Below are 16,881 nucleotides of genomic sequence, written 5' to 3' on the forward strand. Positions count from 1 at the left end.
TACAATTGCTAGGGAACTCATAAATCATAAGTTAGGGTGAATCCGACTTCTAAACTCTAAACCTAAACCCTGTCTACTGTCTAGAACGAAATAGCCCTGGTATTGATCCAGTAAAGCCGGATGCCAAAGGCTTCTAGCCAGCCTAAGTAAATCCAAATTTCTGCCCATTGGCGATCGAGATTATTTCGCCCTTGCAAGAAAGCATATTGCACTAAGAGGGTACCAGTGACTAATCCTAAATTTAGCCCGGATTTAATATAGTTGCCAGAAGCTGAAATCAGGAGTATACTGCTTAAAACCCAGTGCAGGTGAGCGAATATTTTTAATTCGGCATTGGTTAAATGTAAATAGCTGCTCAACCAAGGAGATAAAATGCGATAGATATAGGTTAATGTTGTGCCGAGAGTTGCTAGCACAATTAAGCCGTCGCCAAAAGATCCTCCTCGTGTTTGGGAAAGTTGATATAGTAGGGATTCGTAGGCGGAAGCTGACACGCCAAGTAATCCCAAATAAACCAAAGGTTTAAATTCTTGCTGCCGCCTACCAATGCCGATCGCAATTAAAGACGCACCTAACGAGATTAAACCTGTACTATTGGTAAAGGTGTCCGATCGCAAAATCAAGCCCAATACCCCGTAAAGTAGAGGTATCACGTGAATGCTGGGTAAAATTTGGCGATAATCGGGGTTGCGGCGCCGCCACCAATCGCCCAACAATTGCGTAGATAAGCCCAAGGCAATATTCGCGACTGCCAAATTAATCATATTGCGTCCAATAAAGCTCAAACCGACTGCTGTCAGCAACTCCAAACTCCAAGCCAAGGCATAAATTGCCAGCGGGGAAAGTTGGCCCAAACTTCGGAAAACAATTGCAGCCACAGTTACCAAAGTAGCAGCCAACACTTGAGTAGAGGCTGGTAAACTCAAGGTACTGCGTGAATCGTAGAGTTGAAAGGAATAAAGAGTGATGTTTGTCAACAGCAAGCTGGTGACTAAGATTGCCCAACCATCCAAAGCTCGATCGTAAATTTCAGCCAAGGTCGAAGGTTCAGGCAACGTGCTAAAATAACGAACTATCGTGCTGCGAAGCAACCAGAGACACAAAAGTGCGATCGCCCCAGCAATTCCCCAAGCCCAACCAGACAAAAATCCTAATTGATAAATTACCGCAGCTACGAAACTCAAGCCAAATCCGACTTGTATTGCAGCCGCTGGTTGTTCAATTAAATAGTAAGTATTGACGAACATCAACAGCGCAGCCAAACCCAAACCCATTAACCTGTATACCGGAAAGTCAAAAATCAGAAATTGTGCGATTATTAGCGCGATCGAACTCAAGGTACTTGCAAGTTGTTTGTGCGAAGTTTCACTATATTTAGCAACAGCAGTCAAAGCCAAAGGAGTCGCCAGCCACATCAAACCCCACTGAGAGTGCATATTACTGTACAGCAAGATAAAGCTCAATCCTGCCAACACCAATCCCAGATACCAGGAACTTTGGAATAACGCAGGATGCCAGCGAAAGAATGCAGAACTTTCTCTGGTATTTGCAGATTTCATCCAGACAAAAAATCCCCATTCAGCCACCATCAATATCAATAACATTCCTGCCCAAACATAGTCTCTCTGGTTTGGCAAAAACAAGTCAATTGCCGAAGTGAAGCCGCACAAACCAGTAATGTGAGTCAGCGAAACCCAAAATGCCGGATTTCCCTTGGTATCAACAGCAGAAACGGGCATCAAAACTCGCGGGGAGTTATCGGGAATTAAGTATTTCCAGGCGATCCAACCTAGGGTTAAAGTAGAGATGGATAAATTGATCGATCGCCAAAACGGATTGACTACACTAATAATAGTTAAAACACTGCCCAAACCGAGAGCAAGATTTTCGCCAAAATGGGCAAGTGGAAACTTTCGCGATCGGTAGAGCCACTGCGCCGCACTTACGGTTAAAATTAAATAAGGCAACAGCAAAACACCCCAAAAAGCCCAAGGAGTTTGCCCAGAGTTGGTAAGCTGAGTTAAAAATGCAACAAATTGTGTTTTAATTCCTAAAGGAACCACTCGCCAAACCAGCCAAATGCTTTGAAGTCCAACGGCGAAAAGCATTAGCAAATCCAACTTTTGCCAAAACCGCACTAAGCGGTTATAAAAAAACCAAACAGCCAAGGCGCTAATGGCGATCGCCTGTAGAGGAATTTCGCGAAAACAAACCAGCCACCCCAAACCCAACAAACCCCCTCCGGCTAATTGCCAGTTAAAAAAGTTGCCGGGATTTGGCTCGTTAGATATATTGTTTCTAGTAGTTCCAGATGCAAGGGATTGCGGCCAATCTAGCCACGCTAACAGTACGCCACAAATTCCCAAAGCTAAACCCATTTCATGGATGTTGACATCCTTGACAAATATCGCCCGACCCAGTAAAATTCCCAAAGAATAAGCTACTAAAGCGGCTTTTCTGTAAGTCAGAAAATCTCTGCTGGAACTGAAAGCAGCGGCGGAAGTTTCAGTGTTTCCCCCGCGTGTGATAGATTGTACCCGTTGTTGCTGAACTTGATAAACTGTAGCAGCAGTAGTTCCCACCGTACCCAAGTAAACCGCAGCTAGGGCAAAGCCTGGAAATCCCCAACCCCAGTGCAAATAACTCAATCCCAAGTGATTTAGGGCGATCGAGGTAGTTACATTTTTCCCCCACAAACTTTGATACTGATCTTTAATAATTCTGCGCGTTATCCAAGTCAAAATAAATGCGGCGACGATGGCAACTGCCCAATCCCAAGGATATTTCCACAATCCAAAGGTGTCCATCGCCCAAAAATTTATCGGCACTAGCAACAGGGTAACTTCTTGCAAAGTTTGAGCAGTCAAGTGTAAATTAGGCTGTTTTTTTGCCCAACTGCCGATCGCCCAAAAAGTTAAAGTATAAGCTAACAAAACTCCATATTGTCCGGCAGCCGGAAATTTTTCCCACTGACTGGCAGCCAAGACTCCTGAGGAGACAACTACCATGAACACTCCTAAAAACAACAGCCACACGACGCTAATTTCGGCGATGAGGGACTGCAAAATTTGAGAGGCAAAAGTTGGGGTTTGAGGAGTTTCTGCGCGCTCGACAACGTTTTTTGTGGTTCTGGGTAATGCTTTTTGTGTTGCTAGAGCAGGTACTTTGGGTTCGGAAATAGGAGAACTCTGGCGATCGTCAATTTCAGAAAGGGCTACAGCGGGCTCGGGTATCGGGCAGACTAAATACTGTCGGCACAACTGCTCAACCTCAGCGGGCGAAATCAAACCCAGCCGCAGCCACGCATCTAAACCTGTCAACAACTCAGGATGCGACGCTAAGACGCTGAATTCTATTTTGCTCGATCGACCTTTAGGAGACGACATCGGCTTAAACTGCTACTAGCTACATTCCAGCTATAGCCTAGATTTCTGCCGATCGAACATCCGAGTATTCCGCCCTGAAAATTGGCACAATAAGTATCGATCGCAAAACCCAAAAATAACCGCGTACATCTGCGTGTATCTGCGGTTAAAAACTCCAAATTAGGAGACAGCATTGGAGCCAGAATTGCCGTGTTCTTACTTATTGATAGATTTCAGCAAAGTTTCCACACTAGCATTGTGGTCTATGAACGAAAACAAATGTTTAAATAGGAGTTTGCCCTCTGCATCCAAAACAAACTGAGCCGGCAAAGGAGCACCCAAAGCCTGACCGGTTTTATAGGCCCGAAACACTCTTACGCTTGGATCGGACAGCAGAGGCATTTTCAAGCCTAAATCTCTGACAACTATTTGGCTTTGCCTGTCGTCGGTGCTGGTTACCATCAATAATTCTATATTGCGATCGGCAAACTGTTCCCACTTTTCATTCAAAGCTTTAATGTGAGGAAAACAGAAAGGGCAATATTGCTTTTCAGTAAAAATCCGCGTAAAAGCCAGAACTACCGGCTTATCGCCCCGATAATTCGACAGCCGCACTAATTTGCCATTATTAATATCCGGCAATTCAAAATCTGGTGTCCTCTGTCCCAGCTTCAGAACATTAGTCGCGGGAACAGGCAATAAATTTTGGAAAAACCGCTGATTTAACAAGCCGCTAAAATCAGTAGAAGTCAGCATATTTGCTAATTTGGGAATGGGGAATTGAGCATTGGGCAATGGGCGAAGCGAAGCGGAGGGATTGGGCATTGCACCGAAAGTTTCGAGGGCGGGCACTCACAGGCGCCGCCCTACAACTCAAAACGATCGAGTTAGACAGCAGCAAAGAATACTTTCGACTTAACTGGATCGGGTGTCATGGTTTTGTCACCGGGCTGCCAGCCAGCGGGACAAACTTCATCGGGGTGAGACTGAACGTGTTGGATAGCTTGCAGAGTGCGGAGAGTTTCGTCTACGTTGCGGCCGAAGGCAAGGTTGTTGATAGTAGAGTGTTGGATGATGCCTTCTTTGTCGATGATGAACAGACCTCTGAGGGCAATACCTGCTTCTGGGTCGAGGACGTTGTAGTCGGAACTGATGGTTTTTTTGAGGTCAGCAACTAAAGGATAGTTGAGGTCGCCGACGCCGCCGGATTTGCGGTCTGATTGTATCCAAGCAAGGTGAGAGAATTCGCTGTCAACGGAGACGCCGAGGATTTCGGTATCGATTTTTTTGAAGTCCTCATGGCGATCGCTAAATGCTGTAATCTCTGTGGGGCACACAAAGGTGAAGTCCAAGGGGTAGAAGAACAGGACTACATACTTTTTGCCTTTATAGTCTGACAGTTTAACTGTCTTGAATTCCTGATCCACTACGGCTGTTGCTGCGAAATCGGGTGCAGCTTGACCAACCCGGAGGCATTCACTTGTCATAGATTTTGTTTCCTTTTTTACGAACTGTTACAAATATATCATACTCATAACGACTACAAGTATGTTCTCGGCAAGTCTAAAAAATCACGCTCTCAAAATAGAGAGCGTGATTTTTTCCATTAAATTATGGCTCAGGCGGGATTTGAACCTGCGACCTTGGGCTTATGAGTCCCCTGCGCTAACCACTGCGCCACTGAGCCAAACTTACTTCACGATTTACCATCGTAGCACGGTAGGTGGAAGTATGTCTGTATTCCCAACAACCGAATTTCTAATACCTTCCGATCTAAGTTATGAGTTTTGGTAATGATTCAAAACCCATAACTTGAGACCAGTCGTTATCGAGAAGCACTGGACGTATCGTTAGGCAGAAAAGCCATTGGATTGACAGCACCCTGTCCGGCGGGATGGATTTCAAAGTGCAAGTGCGGCCCGGTACTGAAGCCGGTGCTGCCCATTTCTGCAATCTGTTCGCCGCGATCGACCTGCTGACCCTTTTTAACCAAAATTCGGTTGTTGTGGGCGTAGATCGTTTCTGATCCGTCTGGATGGGTAATTTCCACCAGATAGCCGTACCCTCCGTCATTCCACTCTGCATAGGTAACCACCCCGCTGTCGGCGGCCACAATTGGCGTGCCGATCGGCCCTGCAATATCAATTCCCTTGTGCATCCGTCCCCAGCGCCAGCCGTAGCCAGAAGTGAGAACGCCCTTAGCCGGCCAAATCAATCCGTTAGCCGACTGCTGTTTGCCGCCGCCGTTAGGCAGATAAGTATCAGCGCCCGAAAGTGGAGGCAGTTCTGGAGAAACCATGCGTCCCAAAGACGGGTTGCTCAGGGGGTCATAACCCTCGGAACCCAAAGGAGCAGTTGCTACCACCGGCCGTTCTTGAGTAGAGGTAGGCGTTAGGTTGATCGGTTGCAGTTCGGCTGCACGAGCGGGATCGAAACGCTCTTGCTGCTGTTTCTGAACTTCCTGGGACCACCCTCTCGACGGCGGTCTGCCGATTTCATTCTGCACCGCTCCAGCGTATTCGGGGGTGTAGAGGTCGGGATTGACGCTTGGGAGTTCTTCAGACGGGTTGGAGGCGAGTTTCGCTTCTGGGCCCTCAGTTGGAGCCAGGGAAACCGCATTTGCCCCGATCGAATTGCGCTCGGCGCGATATTCCTCTCGCAGTCTGACAACTTCTGCTCTCAAGCGTTCGGAATAAGGGTTGAGAGCGGTAGCGGTGGGTAGATCCTCCGCATTCGACTCAATTACAGCGTTCGTGGGAGCGGGATTTAAACCCTGGGCGCTAACATTTTGCAAACCGAAAGGCTGCGGGTATGCAGCAGCGAGGTTGGTAGCAGTTGCACTTGCTGGCTGGGGCAGGGCGCTGGTGTCAACGGCACCTGTAAATGTTGGTTCGCCTTGAAGTTCCAGCTTTCTGTTGTCGCTAATGGTTTGAGAAACTTGAGTTAGCGGAATGCTGTTAATTTTGGGAACCATCGGCGCTGAAATATTGTTCAGACCTTCCAAGTTCGCCAAGGGAGAGACAACGGCCACTTTTGGGGCGGGTGCTGCAACGCCAGCACTGGTTATTTCCGAGGTAGACGAACTGGGGTTCAAAGATGCGGGAACCGAAGTCGCCGACCAGACAGATGTAGAGTTAGAGGCAGAATCAGATGCTGCCGCCTGCACCGCTGGATTATTTGACCGAACGTTGGGAATTTTCAGCCGTTGATTGACATTCAGCAAGTTGGGATTGCCCAGCTTGTTGATGGCGATCAGCTCTTTGGGCGATACCCGGTAATTAGAGGCGATCGCATCTAACGTATCTCCCGGGCGCACGTTGTAGAGCCCCTGGGCTGGCCCTGCGCTACTGCCTGCTGGGGACACTACCACAGCGGAGGGCAAACTAGGTGTTGCGAGAGACTGTTCAATGAACTCCAACGATCGATCGGGCGATGCTGCTTGACCCACCGAGGCATTGGGAATTACAGGTGTGGCCCTGAGGTCAGGAATTGCTGGCGAGGTGGCATATTCCGGGGATGCCAGCGTCGGTACAGCAGGTGTAGATGAATTTGGTCCCACCTCAGAGTCCAACAGGGGCCGACCTGATGCTGTAGTGCGGTTTTCCTGTTTTTTCAAACTGTCGATCGCCCCGTCTGCGTTCGGGCTGTCGATCGAGCTTTGCGTCGGTACAGTCGTCGCCATATCTGGCGCTTCCGTTGACTGACCGTACTGGGCTGCACTATCCAACGACTCGGAGCCAGTTAGATTTAATTTTTGTTCTGGATTGACTGTGGCAGTATTGCCAGGGTTCTCTTGTGGCGAGGCTTCTAGAGCCTCCGGAATTCTGAGTTCTTGGCCGACTTGGAGTGCGGTATCGGGTTTGATGCCGTTGGCAGTTGCTAGTGCCTTCGGTTCAATTTCATAGTCCCGAGACAGATCCCAAAGGGTTTGTCCCTGCTGAACCTTAACCCCTGCCTGTTCGGCTGAGGAGCCGTCAACTTGTCCGGTGGTAGCGGGCCCGTTGGTCGATACAGGCTTTAATTCAACGGTCGATTCTGCTGTCGGTGTGAGTTCAGACGCGCGAGCGCTGTCTCCGTTTCTCGGCAGCAGGATGCCAGAAGCACCTACCGATATTGCCAGCCCGATCGTGGCGAGAGAGCGAAAGGAGCCTGTGCTGAGCGTTGTCTGCTTGGACGGTTCCGCAGAACCGTCTCTGTCGATTTCACTAGCCTGAACAGGCTTATTTTTTTGGGGATATGTTCGTTTCAAAAAAACGACCTCCTACTGAGAAGCGCTAACTGTCCTTGGAAACACTCAAGGGATTGCATGACGCTGAATTTAAATCAACAACCAAAAATATTCTGATTGTTGAAAGCGATCGTGCTTAGGCAAGATTACCTTGCTTTTTTAATTTAGACAAGCTCGAACCGTAATAATTTTTTAAATTCTCGGTCAAACCCGCTGCAATTACACCCCACAAGCCTTACACCGCAATAGTTGGAACGAATACATAAAATATCCGTTCCCGCACAGGCTAAGACTCTCACCTATTGTCCGACTCTATGCTAATTTCCGGACAACCTACAACCGTATATTCACTAGATATCAATAGCCTTCAGGCACAATCAGGCGATCCCTGGCGCCTTAAATCGCTGAAATCCTCTGTTTTTGTGGCTACATCCTCGCAGCGACTAATTTGGTATTACTGATAACAATCTGTTTTTGGATGAATAAAATATATTAATCTCCGCTATCTAGATTTTCACCGCTTTGATACAAATTTCTTATATTTAAAGCGAAAGTTGGTTGTACCCGACAGCTATTAAATATCTATATATGTATGTATCTGTCGATCGCGATTTATCCGAGTTCGCCCAACTGTCGTTTAGCCTCAAATAAACCTACAGCGGCGCTGACAGAGAGATTCAAACTCCTGACTCCAGGCTGGCTCATGGGAATAAAAACTGTGGCATCGCAGGCATCCAAGACCAATTTAGGAATGCCGACAGTTTCTGAGCCAAACATCAACCAGTCGCTGGGCTGAAATTGGAATTGGGTATAACTGCATCGTCCACCAGTGCTGAATCCGATCGTTCGCCCTCCTCGCTCCTGCTGAAATATCTCAAAAGCAGCTAAGTCTTCGTGACAGTGGAGATTGACATAGGGCCAATAATCTAAGCCGGCCCTTTTCAGGTAGCGATCGCTAATTTCAAACCCCAGCGGGCCGACTAAATGTAATGTCGTGCCTGTGGCAGCGCAAGTGCGGGCGATATTGCCAGTATTCGGGGGAATTTGCGGGTGAATCAAGACAAGTTGGGGCATGAAGCTTTAAACAGTTGACAGTTGACAGTTGACCTGGGACAGTTGACAGCCCCCATCGCCCCAAGGATAGCAATGGTTTCAGCGATTAAACACGTCTTGGCAGTTGCTATCAAAGCAAAAAATACAGCTATTGGCACATTTAGAAATCTACCCAAAGGTAGATACTATTCATAGCTTTTATTTATAACAGGTGCCGGCTGCCATTGATTAAATATTCTGATTTGTTTTGCACTGCTACTGTTCAAGCGACTAACTGGCCGCACAAATTGTCTTCCAGCTCCCATTCCTGGTGAGCCATGCCATCAATCCCTTGCAGAATAATCGTGCGCGCATCCAAACCGCCCTCATACAGTTTCAACCACTGTTGGGCGGTGTTGCCTTCCCGGAGAATCTTTTTGAGCGGCGAGAGAAAGCAACTAAAGCCACGTTTTTTGGCGATCGGCCAGACTTCCTGGTAAATTTCCTCAATCCAATCTCGCGCCAAAATCTTTCTGCCGTCTTGCCAGTGGGTGAGTTCGGCATCCAAACTTTGCCGGGATGCAGCAATTTCGTTGGCGTCGGTGAGGGCAACTAAGTCTTGATTGCGGGTGGCGGCCGGTAAGGTACTGAGTGCTAAGGGGTCTAAGCCGGGGTCTTCCATCATCTGCCAAATACGAGCTTCTAGCAAGGCAGTGATGGCCAACAAAGCCAGAGGATTGACTTCAAGATCGCAAATTCTCAGTTCGAGGCGGTTGAGACAGTAGGGGCGACGATCGCCATTTGGCCGCACAGCAGACCACAAATGGCGGACGTTTTGCATACTGCCGAGTTCTAGCTGTTCTTCAGTCCACTGGATGTAATGCTTGTGACTTTCAAACAGGGGGACGATCGCGGGAGTTTTGGGAAACAAACCCCACCGGGTAGAATGATAGCCCGTGACTTCGCCGTCGAGGAACGGGGAAGAAGCGCTCAATGCCAAGTATAGCGGTGCTTCGACGCGGGCGAGGCGGATGGCGCGCATCAGCATTTCTGGTTCGGAGATGCCGATGTTGATGTGAATGCTGGCAGTGACGACTTTGGTGCCGTAGGTTTGCTCGATGTAGGTGTGATAGGGGTTGTTGGGATCCGATCGGTAAAATCGATCGCTCCCACCGAGAGATAGCGTACTTCCCGGGAGCAAGGTATAGTCGCCCAACTGTTTGAGATACTCGCGCAGCCGGACTCGCGGCTTGACTAGGGCGCACAGCAGGCGATCGTAGCTGCACAGCGGGGCCGTCGTGTACTCCACATTGCGACTATCAGGCTCCCGCACAAATCCCTCTAGATCGGCGACTATGCGATCGGAGAGACCGACAACCTCACCTTCGGGCGTGCCGGTATACATTTCTACTTCAAAGCCTTTTGATAGCAGCACGTTTGTTCCTCAGCTAAGTTGAGTGCTAATTTCTAGTATCCCAAAAATTGAGCTGTTCGTACTATCTGCCACAAGGCAGAGTTGAAATTTTTGGAGGCTGGGACTGAAACCGGGTATTTGGGCGCCAGCTTTGTTTGAGCGTTTGTGTGTTAGTTGCGGCACCCAAAGCGGCAAATGCTGGCACCGCCAAGAGTTTCCGAGGCGGTTTTCGGGTGTCAAAGGCTGTTTGTGCGATCGCCTTTGTGTTTGATGCGGCATTCGGGGCGCGATCGTACTTATCGTAAACAGAACCCACCCTTACCACAGACAGAAGTGAGAAAGCACTGCATTCTTCCCTCTTCGCTGTTCCTTCTTCCCTCTTCTTTCTGTCACAGGTCAACTATCAACTGTCAACTATTTCAAGATAACTTTATTCATCCGAGACTCAAGCAAAATCCGCTTAACCTCAATCCGGTAGTCGTATTTTTTGCACTGTGAGTAGGCGCGAGAGCGACAGGAATTTTAGGAATATTTCTGGCTATTCCGTTAGCGGGAGTGATAGTTAGCTGGTTTGAAATTGAACAAACGCAAGCGTAAGGCCAATTGATAAAGCCGTCCCATTTTAGAGAAAGTCAGGCTGAACAACCGGTTTTAAACTGCAAACTAGAAGTCCGATGCTCCAAAAACTATCCTGGGCGCAACGCGAAACTAAAAGTAAAGAGAAAAAGCAACCTAGGGTTTACGCGGAGCATACACTTTACTGCGTAGAGTCAATTCATAAATTGCAAGTCAGTAGGAAATCTTGCTTCTTCTGGTTGGGGATCGTAAATGTAATCGCAGTCAAAGCGCATAGCTTGAGAGTGGCGGCTGATCGAAAATCCGCAGTGAGTCACCATTTCTGTAGTAAAAGTAGCCATGACTAACTCGATAAGTTTTGTGTAAGAAATGTTAGGCTGTTGAACGTAATAAGCGCGTCTAGCAAAAAAGATTCTCTCATCTTTCGGTACAATTATGGCATTAATTTTGTGTGCGTGTTGAATTGGCTTGATATAGCTTTCAATAAACTGCGACTGATTTTTTTGAAGTCTGGCTAATCTTTCGTGTTGCAACCAACTCATTTGAAACACAATTTTAATAAATTCAAAACCCAAAATGTAGTTAAAAACATTATTCCGTTCTTCTGTACTCAATACGAAACGCAGTGCAGATTCTAAATATTGGTCTGTTTCCCGGAGCGCTTGTTGAGATGAGTGGATATAAAATTGTTTGATGTAGCTTCTTAAATCAGATTCGTTTAATTCTTTTTTGACTCGGAATCTGATTAAATACTCTTTAACTCGGTGTAGAGTATCTACATCTTCAAACATTTTTGAGACTAAGCCGTCGGCTGTGTACTCATCTAAAAATTTGGCTTGAAAATCGGGAGTAGATGCACACAATATGTAGGAGAGGGACAAAACGTAGCGTCGCTGGTTCCAAGGCAAGCTTTCTGCCCACTCCTTAACTTCTACAGGGAGTTTTTCCAGCACGGTATCTGTGTGGGGACGTTGAGAAAGGTCGGCATATTTATATTTTTGTTTAATCATTGCCTGAAACCTTGTATTAGTTAATTGACCGGGTAATATATGGCAGGTAAGTACAGTAAAGTAGAGGCCGGCAGTTACCACTTATGTAATTTTTTTATATACCTCTAAGGATACAGGATTTAGCGGGTAAAGGCGGTGATCTGTCTCACATTTTTGCGGACTTACTATCACAACTATGAACTTTATATATCACATTTTTGGGCCGCGAGTGTCACAGGAAATAATTATTCACGTCACTGGGATAACGGTGGGTTTGGTTGATGATGTAATCAGGGTGATTTATAACTTTTTGTTAATCCGGATTACTGAGGAAAATCATGAACTCGACTACAAGTATTTTACCTAAAAATCAGTGCCGATACTTAAGTTTTGGCCAGATCCTCGTTCAACCAGTGCGACACTGGTTTGATAGCATTGCAGTGGGCGATCGGCAAATAGCTAAGTGGTTGTGCCAAGTTATACCCGCACGGTGTCCTTTTGAGAGAAATATCCAGTTATTCGGACACCATTTTTTCCACATACCCCCGATGTGCAAGCTAAATCCTGTATATGAAGAATTAGTGGGGTTGCGTTTTCGCTCGCTGTCGTTTTTGGCTGATGTATCCGGGGAAGATGTAACGCCGTACTGCTGATTGAGGGGTTTCATACCTCGATCGCCGATCGATCGACCGTAGTGCATCTAGATTGTCTATGATAGTCGATGGAGAGGGGGAGAGACCTATAACAGCTTCGCTCTTCGGGTAAACAGGGGGAGAGCATTTGAGGCGTTTTAATTAGGCATTGAAATATACAATTTAAATGCTGTAGAGCTTATCAATTATTTATGGGTGCAGCACTATGCCAATTGTTCGATCGCCAATTTAGACCACAATCGTTAATATCAGTGGATGCTTTGGATGCTTTTAAATTACAGCGGGCTTCCATCATTACGGTCAAGTCAACAATAATATCAAACCGTAGCAGCGAAAACAACAGATATAACAATAATTTAACAAATTACTTTGCCTAATGGAAGTGAATATGTTTAACGCAACAGAACTGCTAATTAACGATTTTGTAAATCGGCTAATTGAAGGCTACCGGCACACCTACGGTGGCTTCAAATCTGACTATGGCGAAATTATTGCTTGGGTAGCCGATATGGCTTTGGAAAATATTGCTAATAGCGATGCTCTTTACCACAATGTGGAACACACTATTTTAGTGACATTGGTGGGACAAGAGATTCTGCGCGGGAAGCACATCCGCGAGGGCGGTGTTTCCTGCGAACATTGGCTGCATTTCCACATTGCTTTGCTGTGTCACGATATCGGGTATGTCAAGGGTGTTTGTCGGCAAGATAGAACAGATTTAGGAGTGTATGCGACGGGAATAGGTGACACGAATTTAACGCTACCGAGAGGGGCGACTGATGCGAGTTTGACCCCTTATCATGTCGATCGGGGAAAGATGTTTGTTGAGGAACGCTTTGGGGGTCACAGACTGATTGATGCCAACCTGGTTAAGCAGAATATTGAGTTAACTCGTTTCCCGGTTCCTCGGGATGAAGACTATCAAGATACTGTGAATTATCCGGGTTTGGTGCGGGCGGCGGATTTAATTGGTCAGTTGAGCGATCCGCGATATTTGCAAAAGGTGACTGCGCTGTTTTATGAATTTGAGGAGACTGGTCAAAATCAGGTGTTGAAGTATTGCAATCCGGCGGATTTGCGGGAGGGGTATCCTAAGTTTTATTGGAATGTGGTTTATCGGTATGTCAAGGATGCGATCGGCTATTTAGAATTGACGCAACAGGGGAAACAAATTGTTGCTAATCTGAACGCAAATGTGTTTCGGGTGGAGCATTCTGAGGCGGGAGTTGAGGAGGTGGCTTCTGTTAGTTAGGCTTGGAGTTGACTTGGGGCGGGCGCTCTGGTTGCTGATCCGAGCGAAAGGGCGATCGTCCTATTTAATGTTAAGCTTGTGAACTGTGCTCGATTGGGCGATCGCCATATAGTAAAATATAGCTATACCCACAGCCGCCAGCAAATTTTAAAATATTTTGATTGTCATTGCTCGATAGATTGACTCGTTCAATTCTTAAGAAATAGAGAAAAATCACCATGAGATTCATTAACCCCAAAACCGATTTCGCCTTCAAAAAAATATTCGGTGGCAAGGAAAGCAAACCAATATTGATCAGCTTTCTCAATGCCCTAATTTACAAAGGCCATCCCACCATCACCGATTTAGAAATTATCGATCCGTATTTACCATCAAGAGTCTCATATCTTAAAGAGTCTTACCTGGATGTCAAAGCAAAGCTTGCATTAGGTCAAACTGTAATTATCGAAATGCAAGTTTTAAATGTGGCATCTTTTGCGAAGCGGGTGATTTATAATGCTGCAAAAACTTACTCTACTCAACTGATTCGCGGTGAAGGTTACTTTAAGTTAAAACCTGTAATTGCTTTGACCATTACAGATTTTGAAATGTTTGAAAACGACCGAGAAGTAATTTCTCACTTTGTGTTCAAGGAGAAAAAGCGTTTATTTGAGTATCCAGATCCAGGAATGGAAATGATATTTATTGAATTGCCGAAATTCAACAAACAATTGGATCAGTTGGAAACTTTGACTGACAAGTGGGTTTATTTTATGAAAAATGCCCCCAGTTTGGAAGTAGTACCGTCAACAATGGAAAATGTCTCGGAAATACAACAAGCTTTTGCGATTGCTAATGAAACTAACTTGAATCCTGAAGAGTTGAAAGATTTAGAAGATCGCGAGAGGTATATTATGGATCAGCAGGGAATCTTGCGAAAGGGAATTCAAGAAGGCAGAGAAGAAGGACTCGCACAAGGGCAAGAAGAAGGCAGAGAAGAAGGCAGAGAAGAAGGCAGAGAAGAAGGACTCGCGCTAGGAATGAGAGAAAAGGCTCTGGAAATTGCTAGGCAACTTCTCAATGTGCTTGACAATCAAACTATTAGTCAAACTACTGGTTTGAGTGTAGAAGATATCGAAAATTTGCGGGAGGAATAGGAAGGAAGGACTGAAGTCCTCACTACAAACTACATCAAATTGGTTTGTAGTGAGGACTTCAGTCCTCATCCAACGAGAGAGGACTGAAGTCCTGACTATGAACCTATAGACGACTCTGCCATCTGTCTAGAGGAAGATTTTATTAAACGAGTAAATTACGTATTATGCTGTAAAAGTCAGGCAGAGGGAAAAGCTATCTCCGACTCTCACTCCCAATAGCTGACCAATCTTACAGTATAAAAAATAAATCTCATGACACCAGTCACTCCCAATCAAACTTCATCTCAATACGAAACTACCCAATCTGAAGAAAAAATTGACTCTCTGGTAGAAGAAGTTAAGCCAGAAACCGAACTCGATTTAGAATTCCTGTACACCAGAGATATTGAATTCCGCCAAGAAACAATTTATTTCATTGTAGTCGATCGCTTCCACGACGGCGACTCCGCAAATAATGCAGGCCCAAACCCAGAACTTTACGATCCAGAAGGCAAAGATTGGGGCAAATATTGGGGCGGCGACTTGCAGGGAGTTATCGACAAACTCGACTACTTAAAAGATATGGGTGTTACAGCAGTTTGGCTGACTCCGCTTTTTGAGCAAGTAGAAGCATTATTTGTCGAACAAGCTGCGATTCACGGCTACTGGACAAAAGATTTTAAACGACTAAATCCCCGATTTATTGCTAAAGGTGATAATCCTTCTGTCAACCAAACACAAGAAACTAAAGATACCGTATTTGACAAATTAGTAGACGAGTTGCACCAGCGAAAAATGAAACTTGTACTCGATATTGTCTGCAATCACAGCAACCCAGATTTTAGTGGAAAAAAAGGGGAGCTTTACGATGATGGTGTCAAAATAGCTGACTTTAACGATGACAAAGATAACTGGTATCACCATTATGGAGAAGTCCAAAATTGGGAAGATGAATGGCAAGTTCAAAACTGCGAACTGTCTGGCTTGGCTACTTTCAATGAAAACAATATTGCCTATCGCAGTTACATTAAGTCAGCAATTAAACAGTGGCTAGATAGAGGTGTTGATGCTTTGCGGGTTGATACAGTTAAGCATATGCCGATCTGGTTTTGGCAAGAGTTTACTGCGGATATTTTGACACATAGACCTGATGTTTTCATCTTTGGGGAATGGATTTACAGCGATCCTAGAAATGACCTTTCTGTGGAATTTGTCAATGAGTCGGGGATGACTATTTTAGATTTTGGGCTGTGCGTGGCAATTCGAGAAGTATTGGGACAGGGTGCGGAAGCCGGATTTCAGTTAATTCAGGATGTGCTGAATTTGGATCACCGCTATTACGGGGCGACGGAGTTGATTACTTTTATTGACAACCACGATATGCCGCGGTTTCAGTCGTTGAATGCCGATCGACAAATGCTCCGGTTGGCGATAAATTTAATCATGACAAGTCGTGGCATTCCGTGCCTTTATTACGGTACTGAACAGTACCTGCACGATGATACAGAAGGGGGAAATGACCCTTACAACCGCCCGATGATGGAAAAGTGGGATACTGATTCGCCGATTTACCGCGATGTGCGGTTGCTGTCTGGGTTGCGGCGGCTGAATCCTGCTATTTCGATGGGGAGTCAGTGGCAAAAATATCTAACTGCTGATGTTTATTGTTACGTCCGCCGCTATCGCGATTCTGTGGTGTTTGTGGCGATGAATCGGGGCGATTCTGTGACTGTTGAAGCGGTTGATACGGAGTTGCCGGATGGAGAGCATACGGAGGTTTTATCGCGCCGCAAGTTTGAAGTTAAAGACGGGATGCTGTATAATTTGGAGTTGGGCGATCGCGAAGTAATGATTTTTAGCCGCGTGGGAGAGCGAGTTAAGGGGAAAACTATTGTGCGGGCTCAGCTTAACAGTGTTAAAAGTCAGCCTGGGGAAAGAATTGTGGTGGTTGGAGATTGTCCTGAATTGGGGAATTGGGATATTAGTAAGGCTTACCCGCTGGAGTATATCAATACTAATACTTGGTTTGGGGAAATTCCTTTTAATGAAAGTGCGGGGAAGTTGATTTCTTATAAGTATGCGCTGCTGCGGGAAGGAAGGTCGCCGCTGCGAGAAAATTTGGTTTGTCGGCGCTGGGTTTTGGCTTCGGAAGGGACTGTGAAATGGCGCGATAAGTGGGTTTCGGGACGGGAGTCTTGACAGTTGACAGTTGACAGTTGACAGTTGACAGTTGACAGTTTGGAAATTTTAACAATAT

Annotated in this window: 13 protein-coding genes and 1 tRNA gene; 4 read left to right on the forward strand and 10 right to left on the reverse strand. The window is 46.1% G+C overall.

All coding sequences use genetic code 11. The features are described from left to right. Positions 1–80 precede the first annotated feature (80 nt). The 10 genes from JGK36_RS23485 to JGK36_RS23530 all read right to left on the reverse strand — a co-directional run bounded on the left by JGK36_RS23485 (position 81) and on the right by JGK36_RS23530 (position 11,625). Positions 81–3,386 carry a hypothetical protein gene (locus JGK36_RS23485; RefSeq protein ID WP_293198193.1) on the reverse strand — a complete coding sequence of 1,102 codons (3,306 nt, stop codon included), beginning with the start codon at positions 3,384–3,386 and terminating at the stop codon, positions 81–83. Then, positions 3,353–3,559, reverse strand: coding sequence for a hypothetical protein (locus JGK36_RS23490; protein WP_293176582.1), 207 nt, complete (start codon positions 3,557–3,559; stop codon positions 3,353–3,355). Before JGK36_RS23490 ends, JGK36_RS23485 begins: the two co-directional genes overlap by 34 nt. Positions 3,560–3,581: 22 nt before the next feature. Then, a complete protein-coding gene (locus tag JGK36_RS23495) occupies positions 3,582–4,121 on the reverse strand; it encodes a peroxiredoxin (protein ID WP_293176754.1) in 540 nt (179 codons plus the stop codon). Positions 4,122–4,252: 131 nt separating this feature from the next. Next, a complete protein-coding gene (locus tag JGK36_RS23500) occupies positions 4,253–4,852 on the reverse strand; it encodes a peroxiredoxin (protein ID WP_293176580.1) in 600 nt (199 codons plus the stop codon). Positions 4,853–4,979: 127 nt separating this feature from the next. Further along, a tRNA-Met gene (locus JGK36_RS23505) sits at positions 4,980–5,052 on the reverse strand. Positions 5,053–5,190: 138 nt separating this feature from the next. Continuing rightward, positions 5,191–7,614 (reverse strand): peptidoglycan DD-metalloendopeptidase family protein, encoded by a 2,424-nt coding sequence (locus JGK36_RS23510; protein WP_293198191.1) that lies wholly within the window; start codon positions 7,612–7,614, stop codon positions 5,191–5,193. Between the two features lie 591 nt (positions 7,615–8,205). Then, a complete protein-coding gene (locus tag JGK36_RS23515; RefSeq protein ID WP_293145927.1) occupies positions 8,206–8,667 on the reverse strand; it encodes a tRNA (cytidine(34)-2'-O)-methyltransferase in 462 nt (153 codons plus the stop codon). Between the two features lie 241 nt (positions 8,668–8,908). Further along, complete coding sequence (gshA, locus tag JGK36_RS23520) at positions 8,909–10,060, reverse strand: glutamate--cysteine ligase (RefSeq protein ID WP_293176576.1); 1,152 nt, start codon at positions 10,058–10,060, stop codon at positions 8,909–8,911. Positions 10,061–10,121: 61 nt separating this feature from the next. Next, a complete protein-coding gene (locus JGK36_RS23525; RefSeq protein WP_293201131.1) occupies positions 10,122–10,439 on the reverse strand; it encodes a hypothetical protein in 318 nt (105 codons plus the stop codon). 370 nt (positions 10,440–10,809) lie between these two features. After that, positions 10,810–11,625, reverse strand: coding sequence for a cobyrinic acid a,c-diamide synthase (locus JGK36_RS23530; protein WP_293176572.1), 816 nt, complete (start codon positions 11,623–11,625; stop codon positions 10,810–10,812). 317 nt (positions 11,626–11,942) lie between these two features. Here JGK36_RS23530 and JGK36_RS23535 point away from each other — a divergent pair, with 317 nt between their 5' ends. From JGK36_RS23535 to JGK36_RS23550, 4 genes are all read left to right on the forward strand, one after another. Further along, entirely contained in the window at positions 11,943–12,257 is a 315-nt protein-coding gene (locus JGK36_RS23535; RefSeq protein ID WP_293176570.1) for a Mo-dependent nitrogenase C-terminal domain-containing protein, read from the forward strand. Positions 12,258–12,645: 388 nt separating this feature from the next. Then, complete coding sequence (locus JGK36_RS23540; protein WP_293198187.1) at positions 12,646–13,509, forward strand: Npun_R2479 family HD domain-containing metalloprotein; 864 nt, start codon at positions 12,646–12,648, stop codon at positions 13,507–13,509. 218 nt (positions 13,510–13,727) lie between these two features. Next, entirely contained in the window at positions 13,728–14,645 is a 918-nt protein-coding gene (locus tag JGK36_RS23545; RefSeq protein WP_293198185.1) for an Rpn family recombination-promoting nuclease/putative transposase, read from the forward strand. Positions 14,646–14,897: 252 nt separating this feature from the next. Continuing rightward, positions 14,898–16,823, forward strand: coding sequence for an alpha-amylase family glycosyl hydrolase (locus tag JGK36_RS23550; protein WP_293176564.1), 1,926 nt, complete (start codon positions 14,898–14,900; stop codon positions 16,821–16,823). The last annotated feature ends 58 nt before the right edge of the window (positions 16,824–16,881 follow it).

It is taken from the genome of Microcoleus sp. PH2017_35_SFW_U_B (assembly GCF_020737865.1).
Lineage (GTDB): Bacteria > Cyanobacteriota > Cyanobacteriia > Cyanobacteriales > Microcoleaceae > Microcoleus.

What these genes read in the sequence shown, in the direction of transcription:
- JGK36_RS23515 (WP_293145927.1), bottom strand. Translation starts at nt 8,667, where the DNA reads ATGCCCCAACTTGTCTTGATTCACCCGCAAATTCCCCCGAATACTGGC.
- JGK36_RS23535 (WP_293176570.1), top strand. Translation starts at nt 11,943, where the DNA reads ATGAACTCGACTACAAGTATTTTACCTAAAAATCAGTGCCGATACTTA.
- JGK36_RS23500 (WP_293176580.1), bottom strand. Translation starts at nt 4,852, where the DNA reads ATGACAAGTGAATGCCTCCGGGTTGGTCAAGCTGCACCCGATTTCGCA.
- JGK36_RS23550 (WP_293176564.1), top strand. Translation starts at nt 14,898, where the DNA reads ATGACACCAGTCACTCCCAATCAAACTTCATCTCAATACGAAACTACC.
- JGK36_RS23545 (WP_293198185.1), top strand. Translation starts at nt 13,728, where the DNA reads ATGAGATTCATTAACCCCAAAACCGATTTCGCCTTCAAAAAAATATTC.
- JGK36_RS23495 (WP_293176754.1), bottom strand. Translation starts at nt 4,121, where the DNA reads ATGCTGACTTCTACTGATTTTAGCGGCTTGTTAAATCAGCGGTTTTTC.
- JGK36_RS23540 (WP_293198187.1), top strand. Translation starts at nt 12,646, where the DNA reads ATGTTTAACGCAACAGAACTGCTAATTAACGATTTTGTAAATCGGCTA.
- JGK36_RS23530 (WP_293176572.1), bottom strand. Translation starts at nt 11,625, where the DNA reads ATGATTAAACAAAAATATAAATATGCCGACCTTTCTCAACGTCCCCAC.
- JGK36_RS23485 (WP_293198193.1), bottom strand. Translation starts at nt 3,386, where the DNA reads ATGTCGTCTCCTAAAGGTCGATCGAGCAAAATAGAATTCAGCGTCTTA.
- JGK36_RS23490 (WP_293176582.1), bottom strand. Translation starts at nt 3,559, where the DNA reads ATGCTGTCTCCTAATTTGGAGTTTTTAACCGCAGATACACGCAGATGT.